Annotated in this window: 18 protein-coding genes and 3 tRNA genes; 13 read left to right on the plus strand and 8 right to left on the minus strand. The window is 58.6% G+C overall.

Annotated features, from left to right (window positions below):
• The first annotated feature begins 130 nt into the window (after positions 1-130).
• Together ACR0DS_RS01905 and ACR0DS_RS01910 are read left to right on the plus strand one after the other, a co-directional pair.
• Entirely contained in the window at positions 131-3568 is a 3438-nt protein-coding gene (locus ACR0DS_RS01905; RefSeq protein WP_480557586.1) for a pyruvate carboxylase, read from the plus strand.
• Positions 3569-3769: 201 nt separating this feature from the next.
• Positions 3770-4030, plus strand: coding sequence for an MAPEG family protein (locus tag ACR0DS_RS01910; protein WP_480557588.1), 261 nt, complete (start codon positions 3770-3772; stop codon positions 4028-4030).
• 15 nt (positions 4031-4045) lie between these two features.
• On the opposite strand, the gene ACR0DS_RS01915 is transcribed toward ACR0DS_RS01910, so the two are convergent.
• Entirely contained in the window at positions 4046-4198 is a 153-nt protein-coding gene (locus tag ACR0DS_RS01915) for a hypothetical protein (RefSeq protein ID WP_209597812.1), read from the minus strand.
• 150 nt (positions 4199-4348) lie between these two features.
• Here ACR0DS_RS01915 and ACR0DS_RS01920 point away from each other — a divergent pair.
• The 3 genes from ACR0DS_RS01920 (at position 4349) to ACR0DS_RS01930 (ending at position 5483) form a co-directional block, all read left to right on the plus strand.
• Positions 4349-4423: transfer RNA gene (locus tag ACR0DS_RS01920), tRNA-Gly, on the plus strand.
• Between the two features lie 33 nt (positions 4424-4456).
• Positions 4457-4531: transfer RNA gene (locus tag ACR0DS_RS01925), tRNA-Gly, on the plus strand.
• A gap of 22 nt (positions 4532-4553) precedes the next feature.
• On the plus strand, positions 4554-5483 hold the full coding sequence (locus ACR0DS_RS01930; protein WP_480528528.1) for a GNAT family N-acetyltransferase: 930 nt from the start codon (positions 4554-4556) through the stop codon (positions 5481-5483).
• Here ACR0DS_RS01930 and ACR0DS_RS01935 read toward each other — a convergent pair.
• The gene (locus ACR0DS_RS01935) at positions 5480-5719 is read right to left on the minus strand and encodes an Lrp/AsnC family transcriptional regulator (RefSeq protein ID WP_480482339.1); all 240 of its coding nucleotides are present in this window, start codon (positions 5717-5719) and stop codon (positions 5480-5482) included. The two genes, ACR0DS_RS01930 and ACR0DS_RS01935, sit on opposite strands and share 4 nt — an antisense overlap.
• A 154-nt stretch (positions 5720-5873) precedes the next feature.
• Between ACR0DS_RS01935 and hisB the strand changes: the two genes are divergently transcribed.
• Both hisB and hisH read left to right on the plus strand, forming a co-directional pair.
• On the plus strand, positions 5874-6461 hold the full coding sequence (hisB, locus tag ACR0DS_RS01940) for an imidazoleglycerol-phosphate dehydratase HisB (protein ID WP_480481897.1): 588 nt from the start codon (positions 5874-5876) through the stop codon (positions 6459-6461).
• Positions 6462-7100 carry an imidazole glycerol phosphate synthase subunit HisH gene (gene hisH, locus ACR0DS_RS01945; RefSeq protein ID WP_480537406.1) on the plus strand — a complete coding sequence of 213 codons (639 nt, stop codon included), beginning with the start codon at positions 6462-6464 and terminating at the stop codon, positions 7098-7100. It abuts the gene before it with no gap.
• A gap of 3 nt (positions 7101-7103) precedes the next feature.
• On the opposite strand, the gene ACR0DS_RS01950 is transcribed toward hisH, so the two are convergent.
• Positions 7104-7505, minus strand: a complete 402-nt coding sequence (locus ACR0DS_RS01950; protein ID WP_480481901.1) for a DUF2147 domain-containing protein — start codon at positions 7503-7505, stop codon at positions 7104-7106.
• A 134-nt stretch (positions 7506-7639) separates the two neighbouring features.
• On the opposite strand from ACR0DS_RS01950, the gene hisA reads away from it, so the two are divergent.
• The gene (gene hisA, locus ACR0DS_RS01955) at positions 7640-8359 is read left to right on the plus strand and encodes a 1-(5-phosphoribosyl)-5-[(5-phosphoribosylamino)methylideneamino]imidazole-4-carboxamide isomerase (protein WP_480486320.1); all 720 of its coding nucleotides are present in this window, start codon (positions 7640-7642) and stop codon (positions 8357-8359) included.
• 4 nt (positions 8360-8363) lie between these two features.
• Here the strand turns inward: hisA and ACR0DS_RS01960 are convergent, their stop codons facing one another.
• Positions 8364-8810: a DUF302 domain-containing protein gene (locus ACR0DS_RS01960; protein WP_480537404.1), complete on the minus strand. Its 447-nt coding sequence runs from the start codon at positions 8808-8810 to the stop codon at positions 8364-8366.
• A gap of 117 nt (positions 8811-8927) precedes the next feature.
• Between ACR0DS_RS01960 and hisF the strand changes: the two genes are divergently transcribed.
• The 3 genes from hisF to ACR0DS_RS01975 all read left to right on the plus strand — a co-directional run bounded on the left by hisF (position 8928) and on the right by ACR0DS_RS01975 (position 10645).
• Positions 8928-9689, plus strand: coding sequence for an imidazole glycerol phosphate synthase subunit HisF (gene hisF / locus ACR0DS_RS01965; protein WP_209504552.1), 762 nt, complete (start codon positions 8928-8930; stop codon positions 9687-9689).
• Positions 9686-10003, plus strand: coding sequence for a phosphoribosyl-ATP diphosphatase (locus ACR0DS_RS01970; RefSeq protein ID WP_480481906.1), 318 nt, complete (start codon positions 9686-9688; stop codon positions 10001-10003). Before hisF ends, ACR0DS_RS01970 begins: the two co-directional genes overlap by 4 nt.
• A gap of 69 nt (positions 10004-10072) precedes the next feature.
• Positions 10073-10645, plus strand: a complete 573-nt coding sequence (locus tag ACR0DS_RS01975) for a hypothetical protein (protein WP_480481908.1) — start codon at positions 10073-10075, stop codon at positions 10643-10645.
• Here the strand turns inward: ACR0DS_RS01975 and ACR0DS_RS01980 are convergent.
• The 4 genes from ACR0DS_RS01980 to rlmB all read right to left on the minus strand — a co-directional run bounded on the left by ACR0DS_RS01980 (position 10642) and on the right by rlmB (position 12933).
• Entirely contained in the window at positions 10642-11112 is a 471-nt protein-coding gene (locus tag ACR0DS_RS01980) for a CoA-binding protein (RefSeq protein ID WP_480481910.1), read from the minus strand. The genes ACR0DS_RS01975 and ACR0DS_RS01980 overlap by 4 nt on opposite strands.
• Before the next feature lie 196 nt (positions 11113-11308).
• Positions 11309-11740: a YHS domain-containing (seleno)protein gene (locus ACR0DS_RS01985; RefSeq protein ID WP_480481912.1), complete on the minus strand. Its 432-nt coding sequence runs from the start codon at positions 11738-11740 to the stop codon at positions 11309-11311.
• Positions 11741-11865: 125 nt separating this feature from the next.
• Positions 11866-12147, minus strand: a complete 282-nt coding sequence (locus ACR0DS_RS01990) for a hypothetical protein (protein WP_267363344.1) — start codon at positions 12145-12147, stop codon at positions 11866-11868.
• Between the two features lie 15 nt (positions 12148-12162).
• Positions 12163-12933, minus strand: a complete 771-nt coding sequence (gene rlmB, locus ACR0DS_RS01995; RefSeq protein WP_480493780.1) for a 23S rRNA (guanosine(2251)-2'-O)-methyltransferase RlmB — start codon at positions 12931-12933, stop codon at positions 12163-12165.
• A gap of 116 nt (positions 12934-13049) precedes the next feature.
• Between rlmB and ACR0DS_RS02000 the strand changes: the two genes are divergently transcribed.
• A tRNA-Tyr gene (locus ACR0DS_RS02000) sits at positions 13050-13133 on the plus strand.
• Between the two features lie 200 nt (positions 13134-13333).
• A complete protein-coding gene (locus tag ACR0DS_RS02005) occupies positions 13334-14008 on the plus strand; it encodes a VPLPA-CTERM sorting domain-containing protein (RefSeq protein ID WP_480557591.1) in 675 nt (224 codons plus the stop codon).
• The last annotated feature ends 59 nt before the right edge of the window (positions 14009-14067 follow it).

Raw genomic sequence — 14067 nt, forward strand, 5'->3', positions numbered from 1 at the left:
CCCTATAAGTGTGCCGAGGCCAAAGGGCGTTTGCGAGCGATAACATGCCGGTTCTACCCAGAAGAACGGATGTACCTGTGCGTATTCTCCGCCCAATAAGACGCCCAAACACCAAAGACCGGGACCTGATATGACAGACTTCAACAAGATCCTGATCGCCAATCGCGGCGAGATTGCCATCCGCGTCATGCGCGCAGCAAACGAGATGGGCAAACGCACCGTCGCTGTTTACGCTGAAGAAGACAAACTGGGCCTGCACCGGTTCAAGGCGGATGAGGCCTATCAGATTGGCGAGGGCATGGGTCCGGTCGCGGCGTATCTGTCGATTGACGAGATCATCCGCGTGGCCAAGCATTGCGGCGCGGATGCGATCCATCCGGGCTATGGCCTGCTGTCTGAAAACCCGGACTTCGTGGATGCCTGTGTCAAGAACGGCATCACCTTCATCGGCCCCCGGGCCGAGACCATGCGCGCATTGGGCGACAAGGCCAGCGCGCGGCGCGTGGCCATCGCGGCCGGTGTGCCTGTCATTCCAGCCACCGAAGTTCTGGGTGATGACATGGACGCGATCCGCAAGGAGGCCGCCGAGATCGGATACCCGCTGATGCTCAAGGCGTCCTGGGGTGGCGGCGGGCGCGGGATGCGCCCGATCCAGTCGGAGGATGAGCTGGAAGAAAAGGTTCTGGAAGGCCGCCGCGAGGCTGAGGCCGCCTTTGGCAATGGCGAAGGCTATCTGGAAAAGATGATCACCCGTGCCCGCCATGTCGAGGTTCAGATTCTGGGTGACAAGCATGGTGAGATTTATCACCTTTATGAACGCGACTGTTCGGTCCAGCGCCGGAACCAGAAGGTCGTCGAACGTGCCCCTGCCCCTTACCTGAGCGAAGAACAGCGCGCTGAGATTTGCGAATTGGGCCGCAAGATCTGCGCCCATGTGAACTATGAATGCGCGGGCACTGTCGAGTTTCTGATGGATATGGAGACGGGCAAGTTCTACTTCATCGAGGTGAACCCCCGCGTGCAGGTCGAACACACGGTCACCGAAGAGGTCACCGGCATCGACATCGTTCAGGCGCAGATCCTGATCGCCGAGGGCAAAACGTTGGCCGAAGCCACCGGCGCCGCCAGCCAGGCCGATGTGCATCTGAACGGTCACGCGCTGCAAACACGGATCACCACAGAAGACCCGCAGAACAATTTCATCCCCGATTATGGCCGGATCACCGCTTATCGCTCGGCCACGGGCATGGGCATTCGTCTGGATGGCGGCACGGCCTATGCGGGCGGTGTCATTACGCGGTATTACGACTCGCTGCTGACAAAGGTCACCGCCTGGGCGCCGACGCCCGAGAAGGCGATCAGCCGGATGGACCGCGCCCTGCGCGAGTTCCGTATTCGCGGCGTCAGCACCAATATCGATTTCGTTATCAACCTGCTGAAGCACCCAACCTTCCTGTCGAATGAATACACCACCAAATTCATCGACACGACGCCGGATCTGTTTGCCTTCAAGCGCCGCCGCGACCGGGGCACCAAGGTTCTGACCTATATCGCCGATATCACGGTGAATGGTCATCCCGAAACCAAGGACCGCCCCGAGCCGCGCGCCGACCTGAAAGTCGCCAAGCCCCCCGCGCAGAAGGCCGAGCCGCGGATGGGCACGCGCAACCTGCTGGAGCAGAAAGGCCCGCAGGCCGTGGCGGACTGGATGAAAGCGCAGCGGCAGCTGCTGATCACCGACACCACCATGCGCGACGGGCACCAGTCGCTGTTGGCGACCCGGATGCGGTCGATCGACATGATCAAGGTGGCGCCAACCTATGCCGCGAACCTGCCGCAGCTGTTCTCGGTCGAGTGCTGGGGCGGTGCGACGTTCGACGTGGCCTACCGGTTCCTGCAGGAATGCCCCTGGCAGCGTCTGCGCGATCTGCGCGAGGCGATGCCGAACCTGATGACACAGATGCTGCTGCGGGGCGCAAACGGGGTTGGTTACACCAATTATCCCGACAACGTGGTGCAGGAATTCGTGCGCCAGGCGTCGAAAAACATCGACGTCTTCCGCGTCTTCGACTCGCTGAACTGGGTCGAGAACATGCGCGTTGCGATGGATGCTGTTATCGACAGCGGCAAGATCTGCGAGGGCACCGTTTGTTATACCGGCGATATTCTGGACCCTGACCGCGCCAAGTATAACCTGAAATACTATGTCGGAATGGCCAAGGAGTTGCGCGACGCAGGCGCGCATGTTCTGGGTCTGAAGGATATGGCGGGCCTGCTGAAACCTGCCTCGGCCAAGATTCTGATCCGGGCGCTGAAGGAAGAAGTTGGGTTGCCGATCCACTTCCACACCCATGACACGGCCGGTATCGCCAGCGCGACCATCCTTGCCGCCTCTGAGGCGGGCGTGGACGCGGTGGATTGCGCGATGGACAGCTTCAGCGGCAACACGTCCCAGGCAACGCTGGGCACTGTGGTCGAGGCACTGCGCCATACCGACCGTGACACCGGGTTGGACATCAAGGCGATCCGCGAGATCAGCGATTACTTCGAGGCTGTGCGTGGCCAATATGCGGCCTTCGAATCAAGCCTGCAGGCCCCGGCGTCCGAAGTGTATCTGCACGAAATGCCGGGTGGTCAGTTCACCAACCTCAAGGCACAGGCACGCAGCCTGGGTCTGGAAGAGCGCTGGCACGAGGTCGCGCAGATGTACGCCGATGTGAACCAGATGTTCGGTGATATCGTAAAGGTAACGCCCTCGTCGAAGGTTGTTGGTGACATGGCGCTGATGATGGTCAGTCAGGGCCTGACCCGCGAGCAGGTCGAGGATCCGGCGACAGATGTGGCCTTCCCCGACTCGGTCGTCGACATGATGCGCGGCAATCTGGGTCAGCCTCCGGGCGGCTTCCCGAACACCATCATCAAGAAGGTGCTGAAGGACGAGGCCCCCAACACCCAGCGCCCCGGCAAGGACGTGCCTGCCGTCGATCTTGAGGCCACCCGCGCCGAGCTGTCCAAGCAGCTTGAGGGCAAAGAGGTCGATGACGAGGATCTGAACGGGTACCTGATGTATCCCAAGGTGTTTCTGGATTACATGGGCCGTCACCGGATTTACGGCCCGGTCCGCACCCTGCCCACGCGCACCTTCTTTTACGGTATGGAGCCCGGCGAAGAGATCACGGCCGAAATCGACCCCGGCAAGACGCTGGAAATCCGGTGTCAGGCTATCGGCGAGACGGATGAAAAAGGCGAGGTCAAAGTGTTCTTCGAACTCAACGGCCAGCCGCGTGTGATCCGGGTGCCGAACCGGATGGTCACATCAACCACTCAGGCGCGCCCCAAGGCCGAGGTCGGCAACCCCGATCATGTCGGTGCGCCTATGCCGGGTGTTGTGGCCACTGTTGCCGTGACCGCGGGCCAGCAGGTCAAGGAAGGCGACATGCTGCTGACCATCGAGGCGATGAAGATGGAAACCGGCATCCATGCCGAGCGTGATGCGACCGTCAAAGCCGTGCATATCCAGCCCGGCGGCCAGATTGACGCAAAGGACCTTCTGATCGAACTGGAATAAGTCGGAAAACAACCTAATGTTCATCAGGCCGTGTGGGAGACCGCACGGCCTTTTTCTATGATTGAGCGGAGACCCATTATGCTTGCAATCACCCCGATCTATGCGGCCTTGGTCGCACTTCTCTACGTCACACTCAGCGTCAAAGTGATCCTGCAACGGCGCAGCGACTGAATCTCGGTCGGGGATGGTGGCAGCAAGCTGATGATCAAGGCGATACGGACACACTCGAACTGCGCCGAATACGCCCCGATTTCCCTGCTGCTGATTGCTATGGTCGAGTTGCAGGGCGCGGCCGGGGTTTTGGTCCATCTGCTGGGGCTGATGTTGCTGGCGGGGCGTCTTTTGCATGCGTACGGATTTGGACGGACGCCACAGATCGTCATCCTGCGGCAGGCCGGCATGAGCCTGACCTTCCTCGCCATTCTGGGTGCGGCTTTTGCAAACTTGATTCTGACGCTTTAGGCAATCTGGCGGGTGTTACCCTGCCAGAACGGTTGTTTCGATCTGCGGTGCGCCCAGCAGAACCGGTGTGAACCGGTCATGTTCATGCCGATCCGGTTTCAGGATGGCAGCGCCGATCAGAATCATCGCGGCAAGCATCACGATCTTCAGGTCTGCAACGGATATCATGACGGCACCTCCTGCCTGTGTTTTGTTGATTTGAGTTACGGGTTGAACGGGTCACGGGCCGGATTCCGTCGAAAAGATTTTTCCCGCTTTTTGTGTTTTTCCGCTTGCAGCCCCGCGTGGGAATTTATACATCCCTCCTCACTCAACGGCGCGGGCGTAGCTCAGGGGTAGAGCATAACCTTGCCAAGGTTAGGGTCGGGCGTTCGAATCGCCTCGCCCGCTCCATTGAGAGGTCTTCGGACCACATATGTATCTGATGCGGGCGTAGCTCAGGGGTAGAGCATAACCTTGCCAAGGTTAGGGTCGGGCGTTCGAATCGCCTCGCCCGCTCCAGATACCAAGTTTTCCCAAACATATGGTTCTTTCGTTGGCATTGCGCCATTGTGGCTATGGTTTCAATCACGCACGGGAAATGCTTATGTCCGACTATGTCATTCGCCCCCTGACTGCGGATGAAATGCAGACCGCTGTCGACTGGGCAGGCCAAGAGGGCTGGAACCCCGGCCACCACGACGCCGCCTGTTTCTACGGCACCGACCCCAACGGGTTTCTGGGCGGGTTTCTGGACGATGAGATGATCGCATCAGTGTCTGTGGTGGACTATGGTGATGCGTTTTCGTTTCTGGGATTTTACATTGTACGTCCGGAATTTCGGGGGTCGGGTTACGGGCTGAAAATCTGGCATCAGGCTTTGGCGCAACGAACCGGGCGCAATATCGGGCTCGACGGGGTCGTTGATCAGCAACACAATTACCGCAAGTCTGGTTTCACCTTTGCCTATAACAATTACCGCTTCACCGGCACTGTCAGAGGCATTCTCGACACTCTAGGGCAGAGCGATGACGCATCAATCAGCCCGCTCAGTCAGCCATCGCCGGAGCTGTTCGCCTATGACCGGCAACTCTTCCCTGCGCAGCGCGACGCGTTTCTAACAGGTTGGCTGAGTGCGCCGAATCATATCTCACGGGTGTGTACAGTGGAGGAGCAGATCAGGGGATATGCCACCTTGAGACCGTGTAAGACAGGGTACAAGATCGGGCCGCTTTTCGCAGATGACGCCGGTGTCGCACGGGGCCTGCTTGCCAGTCTTTTGACTGCCGTATCAGCAACAGCCAGCGACCAAGCGGTTTTCATCGACATGCCACAGCCCAACGCGGCTGCTTTTGCTTTGGCGGATGCGCTGGGTCTTACGAAAGTGTTCGAAACCGCCCGGATGTATTCCGGCGATCAGCCGGATATCGACCTGTCCCGCATCTATGGCGTGACCACCTTTGAACTGGGTTAAAACGCCTTGAACGTCATCGTCGTCAGCGAGCGTTCGATATTGGGAATCACCAGCAGGTGTTCGTTGATGAAATGGCCCACATCCTCGGTTTCGGGGATGTAGAGCTTGAGCATCAGATCAAACTCACCGCTGGTAGAATAAAGCTCTGAGTGTATTTCGCGCAGGGCGATTTCCTCGGCGACCTTGTAGGTGGTGCCGGGTTTGCAGCGGATCTGGATGAATACGCAGGTGGACATGGCTTGGCCCTGTTGGTTCATGTTGTCTGCAAGCTGACATGGTGCCGGGCCGGGTGCAATCCCTTGCAACAGTTTGCAGCGATTGCAACGCATGGTCTGGATCAACCCACCCCACCCCGTCTATAAGCGCGCCTGTAGCAAAAGGAATTTGCCCATGCGCACCGCTTCGATCAGCCGCAAGACTGCCGAAACCGAAATTTCGGTCTCGGTCAATCTGGATGGCACCGGTACATATGACAATCAGACCGGCGTCGGGTTCTTTGACCATATGCTGGACCAGCTGGCGCGCCACTCGTTGATCGATATGACAATCCGCGCCAAGGGCGACTATCACATCGACGATCACCACACGGTCGAGGATACCGGCATCGCGCTGGGTCAGGCTTTGACACAGGCCCTGGGCGACAAGAAGGGTATCCGGCGCTATGGCGAATGCCATCTGCCGATGGATGACGCGCAAGTGCGCTGTGCGCTGGACCTGTCGGGCCGCCCGTTCCTGATCTGGAATGTCGATCTGCCGACGCAAAAGATCGGTACGTTCGACACAGAACTGGTGCGCGAGTTTTTTCAGGCGCTCAGCACCCATGGCGGCATCACCCTGCATATCGACCAGTTGCACGGCTTCAACAGTCACCACATCGCCGAGGCCGCGTTCAAGGCCGTTGCACGCGCGTTGAGGGATGCGGTTGAGACCGATCCGCGCAAAGCGGATGCGATTCCGTCGACCAAGGGCGCGTTGTAAATGCTCACAGCCATAATTGATTACGAAAGCGGCAATCTGCATTCAGCGGAAAAGGCGTTTCAGCGCATGGCGCAAGAGGTCGGCGCAGGTGACGTTGTTGTCACCTCGGACGCGGATGTAGTTGCGCGTGCGGACCGACTGGTTCTGCCCGGTGATGGTGCCTTCCCGGCCTGTGCTGCCGAGCTGCGCGGCCACAAGGGTATTTATGACGCGATGGTCGAAGCGGTCGAACAGAAGGGCCGCCCTTTTCTGGGCATCTGCGTTGGCATGCAACTGATGGCAACCAAAGGCCATGAATACACCGAGACCGATGGTCTGGGCTGGGTGGCAGGCGATGTTGTTCGAATCGAACCGTCAGATGCCGCTTTGAAAGTGCCGCATATGGGCTGGAACGATCTGGTTCTGGAAAGCGATCACCCGATCTTTGCCGGGGTGAAATCAGGCGATCACACCTATTTCGTCCATTCCTACCATTTTCGCGTGTCCGACCCGGCGCAGCGATTGGCTTATGTGGAATACGGGCAGGACGTCACGGCCGTGATTGGCCGCGACACGATGGTTGGGATGCAGTTTCACCCCGAGAAAAGCCAGGATGTTGGCCTGCGTATGCTGGGCAACTTCCTGACCTGGAAGCCCTGAGGCTTACTGAACCCGCGTCCAGGTTTGCCCGCGGCAGATCAGGCCGCCCGCCACACAGCCCTTGACGGTCAGCGCATTCTGGCCGTCCAGAGACATTTTCGAGTTGTAGGTTTTGTCCCGGTCGGGGGCCCAGATCTTACCGCTGTCATAGCTGCCGCCCCCTTCGGGAACCATGTCCCAGATGATCTTTTTGCCAAGGTTCTCATATTCCAGCTGCTGGTTGCCATCCGCGTCGAACGCGCTGTCGATGGTGCCGCAGATCGCACTGCCGCATTCGGAAATCGTCACATGCAGATAGCCACCCGTGTCGCCCGGCGCGGTTTTCCACAGGCCGTCAACCGGATCGTCCGCAAATGCAGCTGTAGCAAGCAGCATCAGGCCCGCTGAAAGAGTAAAAGTCTTCATGATTTTCTCCCTGTTTTGTGGGCAGTCTGACCCGCTAATGGGCGGCGGGCAAGAATGACCCAGCGTCGCGTTGCATCCCCTGCCCTGCTTGTGCGATATCCCGCGCGTGTAACAGTGATATAGGGCCGCCTGACATGATCCTCTACCCCGCCATCGACCTTAAAGACGGCCAGGCCGTACGCCTGCTGCGTGGTGAAATGGACAAGGCCACCGTGTTCAACGAAGACCCGGCCGCTCAGGCCCGTGCCTTTGTCGAGGCGGGGTGCGAATGGTTGCATCTGGTCGACCTGAACGGCGCATTCGCAGGCGAGCCGGTCAACGCAGCACCGGTTGAGGCAATTCTGAAAGCGTGCAAGGTGCCTGCGCAACTGGGTGGTGGCATCCGCGACATGGCCACGATCGAAACATGGATCGAAAAGGGGCTTGCGCGGGTCATCTTGGGCACTGTCGCTGTCGAAAACCCCGGTCTGGTGCGCGAAGCAGCCAAAGCCTTTCCCGGCAAGGTCGCCGTCGGCATAGACGCACGCAATGGCATGGTGGCCACCAAGGGCTGGGCCGAAGAGACCAATGTTCAGGTCACCGATCTGGCCCGTAGTTTCGAAGACGCGGGCGTGGCCGCAATCATCTACACTGACATCAACCGAGACGGTGCCATGCAGGGCCCGAACATCGAAGCGACCGCAGCCCTGGCACAGGCCGTTTCCATCCCTGTGATCGCCTCGGGCGGTGTCAGTTCGCTGGACGACCTGATCGCCCTTCGCGATTGCGGCGTTGCGCTGAACGGCGCGATTTCAGGCCGGGCGCTATATGATGGCGCAATTGACCTGGCCGAGGCCATCCGCGCCCTGTCGTGATCGGTTATTGCGCGGCTGCGGCGGTCAGCTTGGCCAGTGCACCGCGCATCTTTTCGATGACCGGTGATTTGTCGACATCGTTCAGGTCGTCCAATGTCTCTTTCGGGTCTTCATAGATCAGCCAGACCTGGCCATTGGAGTCTTCGTACGCCTGCACCTTGAGAGGCAGAAACAGCCCGGCGCGCGGGTCGATCTGCATGGCTGGCGTACCCAGCGCCGGGTTGCCGAAGATCAGCACCTGATTGGCAGGAATGGACGTACCGATCTTTTCCGCCCCGGCCGCGTGGTCGATGCGGGCAAACACGGTTGCGCCTGCATTTCCGACGACGGCTTCCAGCGCGTCCAGCGCCTCGGCCACGGATTTGTCGGTTTGAACCTTGATCAGATCATCTGCCATTGCGGTCAGCGCGCCTCCGATTGAAAAAACACAAGCCAGTATCAGTCTACGCATATCGATATTCCTTCTGTGAAATTCACCCCAGTTTTCACAGAATTGAGACCTCTCACAATCACAAGTCTGGCATCGGCAGGGCTTTGCCGCTAGAGGTGCGCCCATAAAGGATATCCTATGCTGAAAACCCGGATCATTCCCTGCCTTGATGTTGCCGATGGCCGAGTGGTCAAAGGCGTAAATTTCGTGGGCCTGCGCGATGCGGGCGACCCGGTGGAATCGGCCAAGGCCTATGATGCTGCCGGAGCGGACGAGATCTGCTTTCTCGACATTCACGCGACCCATGAGAATCGCGGCACCATGTTCGATGTGGTGCAGCGTACGGCGGAACAGTGTTTCGTGCCACTGACCGTGGGCGGTGGGGTGCGAACAAAAGACGATGTGCGCGCCTTGCTGCTGGCGGGGGCGGACAAGGTCAGCTTCAACTCGGCCGCGGTTGCCAATCCGGATGTGATTGCCGAAGCGGCAGATCAGTTCGGCAGTCAGTGCATTGTCTGCGCCATCGACGCCAAGACCGTCAGCCCCGGCAAGTGGGAGATCTTTACCCATGGTGGGCGCAAACCCACCGGCATTGACGCGGTTGCCTTTGCAAGAACCGTGGTCTCCAAGGGGGCCGGTGAAATCCTGCTGACCTCGATGGACCGCGACGGCACCAAATCCGGGTTCAACCTGCCGCTGACCCGCGCCATTTCCGACGCGGTGGATGTGCCCGTGATCGCCTCGGGCGGTGTTGGTACTTTGGACCATCTGGTCGAGGGCGTCACCAAGGGCGGTGCAAGCGCCGTGTTGGCGGCATCGATTTTCCATTTCGGCGAATACACCATCCGCGAGGCCAAGGAACATATGGCCGCAGCTGGCATCCCCATGAGGCTAACATGAGCATCTTGCACGATCTGGCCGCCACGATCGAGGCACGCAAGGGGGCTGATCCCGAAAGCAGCTGGACGGCCAAGCTGCTTGCGAAAGGCCCTGAGAAATGCGCCGAGAAATTCGGTGAAGAGGCCATAGAGGCCATCATCGAAGCCGTAAAAGGGGATCAGGTTAAGCTGACCTCGGAAGCGGCGGACGTGTTGTATCACCTTCTGGTCATGCTGGCCGCGCGGGACGTGGCGCTGGATGATGTTCTGGCCGAGCTGGACCGCCGTCAGGGCACCAGCGGTATCGCCGAAAAAGCTGCCCGCCCCAAAGGGTAACGTCCGGGTTCCGCACTGGCTCCTGGGCCGTTATACTCGGATGCCAGACTGTCAGGGCGAAGGCGCGTTATGATCCGAATTTTGATGCTTGTGGCAACCCTTGCCATCGTCGCTGGCTGCGCCGCGCCGCCGCGCTCGACCGGGGATGAGGTGCAGCGGCTCGCCACGGAGATTCAGGGCCTTGGCCCGGATATCGACCCTGAGGAGGCCCGACGCGCAGCGGGAATTGCTTACGCCTATACCGCTCAGCTGGTCGAGGAATACCAGATCACAGACCCGCCCCTGATCCATAACATGAAGGTCAACAAGGGGCTGCGCCCGCGTGGGCTGTGCTGGCATTGGGCCGAGGATATCGAGCGGCGGCTGAAACAGGAAAACTTCCGGACACTGGAGCTGCACCGTGCCATTGCAAACGCGGACAACCCGACGCGGATCGACCACAGCACCGCAATCATCAGCGGTAAAGGTGCGACGCTGTATGACGGTGTCGTATTGGACCCGTGGCGTTATGGCGGCGTGTTGTTCTGGTCTCCGCTGGTCGAGGATACCCGGTATGACTGGGTTCCGCGCGACGTGGTGCTGGAAAAGCGGCGGAAGGAACAGGTCGCCCGTCTGAAACCTTACGTCCCCGCCAAACCCTAAAGCTTGGACGAGATGATCCCCGTCGAAAATCCGCCCATGCGCAATTCGCCAAACAGGCGCTGATATTCGATCTTTGGGCAACGGTTCATCACCACATCCACGCCACGGGCCTGAGCCTTTACCGCCGCTTCAGGGTGTTCCACGCCAATCTGCATCCAGATCGTACCGAGCGACGGGAAAGCCTCCAGCGCCTCATCTACAATGGGTGGCACGGCCTCGGACCGCCGGAAAATGTCCACCATGTCTACAGGCTCGGAGATCTCTGACAGGCTGCCGCGAACCGTCTGACCAAACAGGTCTTTGCCCGCGTGGCCCGGATTGACGGGAATCACCTTGAACCCTTTCAGCGACAAATAGCGCGCCACGTAATAGCTGGGTCGCACAGGGTTCATGGAAACGCCGACAACGGCCACCGTCTTGGTGCGTTGCAAAATAGCCTTAAGGTACTGATCGGAATAGTCTGGCATGCCCTATCCTTAACAGGGTTCCAAAAAGAAAAAAGCGCCCAAGAAAGCTTGGGCGCCAGTTGTTGGAACGAGGGACAGTGAAATGACCCGCGGCAGTTCCGTTCCGCGGTCACTGTGACATTTAAGCATGGATCCGTTAAAAAAAAGAGGGGTGGCGCATTTTTGTGATGACTTTTCACAATTAGCTGAACCCTGCCTACTCCCCATAGAGAATTGCGGGCCAGTTTTCTTCTGCCATCGCAATGTATCCTGTTTGATTCTGCTGCCAGATTTCCTCGACCGCGGGTGAATGCGTCAGGTAAAGACGCCCATCGACCACCTGCCACGTATTCGGATCCGTGCTTTTCAACACACCCATCGCCATCCCGTACGAGCAATAACCACCGAACTGCGGCGCAAAGGCGCGCGGGTTGCCTTCAAAGAGCTCGCGATTTGCCTGCGATTTGAAATGCCACCGGGCGCCCTTCCACATGACCGCGTTTTCGGGTGCCCCTTTTGAAGGCGCGTCGCTGTCAAAATAGGACACGGGATCATACCCCGCCAACGCCACACCGTCAGTGGCGTAATACACGGGATTGTCCTGCGCAAACACGGCAGGAGCCAGCAATACAGTGCTCAGCGAGCTCATAAAAGTACGTCGGTTCAGCATCGTCATATGGGAATCTGCACATTCAAGACCATCAAGATGCAACTTTTCGCGTTTTTCGGAACCCCTGTTGACGCGGATGTGAACGAGTGTTCGCCAGTTGAAACTTAGTCAAAGATGTCTTCGATCACGTCCCATGCTTCGTCGAACACGCGCGCAAGCATGGTCTTCTTCCTCTTTTTGCGCTTTGCTTTCCGAGGGGCAGCATGAGACACAGCTACGCGCAGCGGTTCGGGTTTGTGTACTTTCCGCGCGGGCAGCATCTTCAGGTTGTGCAGCGGCGCTCCACAGCTGGAGCAGCTAAGCTCGTGCCGTTCCTTGCCTTTCAGGATCAAGGCAGCCCGGGTGCCGCAATAGCAGCAGGTCGCGATTTTGGCAGGACCGGGAATGACGCTCTCCTTTGCTCAGGGTCGCGATGCATATAAGGCGATTGCCGCAGCATTTGAGACGTTCAGCGAACCAAATCCCCCGGCTGCGTCAATTTTAACCAACTGATCCACGGTTTCCTTTGTCTTCTGCCGCAAGCCCGGACCTTCCGCGCCCAGCACAAGCGCGACAGGGCGGTCACGGCCATCGCTTAGCGCACCTTCGATTGTCATGTCGGCTTCTCCGTCCAGCCCAAGGACCAGAAAGCCCATGCCCTGAAGCTCGACAATCGCGTCCGCAAGGTTGCGCACCCGCAGATAAGGCTGCCGCTCAAGCGCACCGCTGGCGGTTTTTGCCAGTGCCCCGGTCTCGGGCGCGGAATGGTGGCGTGTGCCGATCACAGCACTGGCCCCCAGAACTTCGGCCGAGCGCAGAATCGCCCCGACATTGTGCGGGTCGGTGACCCGGTCCAGCAGAATGACGCGAGGGTTTTCGCGACCGATGCAGTTATCTGCCAGACTGCCCCATTCCAACGGCTTGACCTCCAGCGCTGCGCCCTGATGCACGGATCCAGCATCGATGGGCGCAGAAAACTTGCGCGGGTCAACTATTTCGGCCTCGATCCCAGCAAATTCAACAGCTTCCGCCAGTTTGTCACACGCATTCCGCGTCACCATCAGGCGTAGTTTTTGCCGTTTCGGGTTCATCAAAGCGTCGCGAACCGCGTGCAGGCCAAACAGCCAGACTGTTTCCGCAGCAGCTGCTTTGCGCGCCTGTTCCTTTTCGACGACCCATTTGGGTTTCTTCATTTCAAGGGCCTCCGGGCCGGGAATTCGGTTTCCTACGCCAAAGGGAAATTTTCCTGTTGACGCTCCTTTGGTGCGCTAGTAATCACGCCTCCACGTCAGGTGCAACGCCTGACAGTGGGCGACAGGCCGCAAGGTGTGGCAGGGGACTGTAACTCCCTCGCGGAGACGCACGCCTGGTTCGATTCCAGGGTCGCCCACCACTCTCATAAACATCTGAAAACATAGCCAAATATCGCCGCTGTTAGAGTTTCAATTTCGGAATCGCGGCAAACCCCGGCACTCATCAGGTACTCAAGTTGGTACTCATATCCGATGATCTGTTCCCCAACTGTTCCTTTTACCAAGCTTGAAAAAGATGTTTTCTCTTGTAGCCTGACCTTCTTTAGTGGGGTAAATTGCTATGAAACTGATTATTGCGGCTCTGGCCGTTTGCTTTGCAAGCGCGGTCAATGCGCTGACCATAACGTTCGACGTTAACTTTCCAAACGATCCGAGGTCTGGGTTTACGACGTACCAGGGAACAAGCCAGGGCTTCACGTTTGACTACGCAGCTGTTTACAGCTTTGGCAACTACATCAACCTTCACGATGATAGCGGGGTTCTCTCGACCACAATCAAGCCGGTCAATGGCGGCAGATTTACCGTGCAGACTGCCGATATTCTAGGTGCGTCTCTAGCTTACACAACGGGGTCTGGACCAGCGCCCGCACACGGGACCGCAGCGTACAATCAATGGCTTACAGGGGGACCAACCACCTTTCCTACAGTCACGTTTTCCGGGCTGCGGAATGGGGCTGTTGTCGCCAGTCAGACCTTTGGTAACACTCCTTTAGCCACCTTTGGCTTCTCTAGCGCTTTTACTGCCATTGACGCGCTTCTGCTGACCTACGACAGCCCTTCGCAGATCCGGCACCCGTTTGTGACAACACCAAACACGGCATGGTGTAGCCAATACTGCGGGGAAATCTGGGTAGACAACCTTGTTGTTGCACCGGTCCCCCTGCCCGCAAGCGGGCTGCTTTTGATCGGGACCGTTCTGGGCCTGTTGGGGTACCGCAGGCTTAAGACAACCTAATTCCATCCAACTTCAAAAAAGGCGGCGCTGACCAACAATCAGCGCCGCCTTTTTGAATC

Source organism: Ruegeria sp. AF5, from assembly GCF_056541905.1.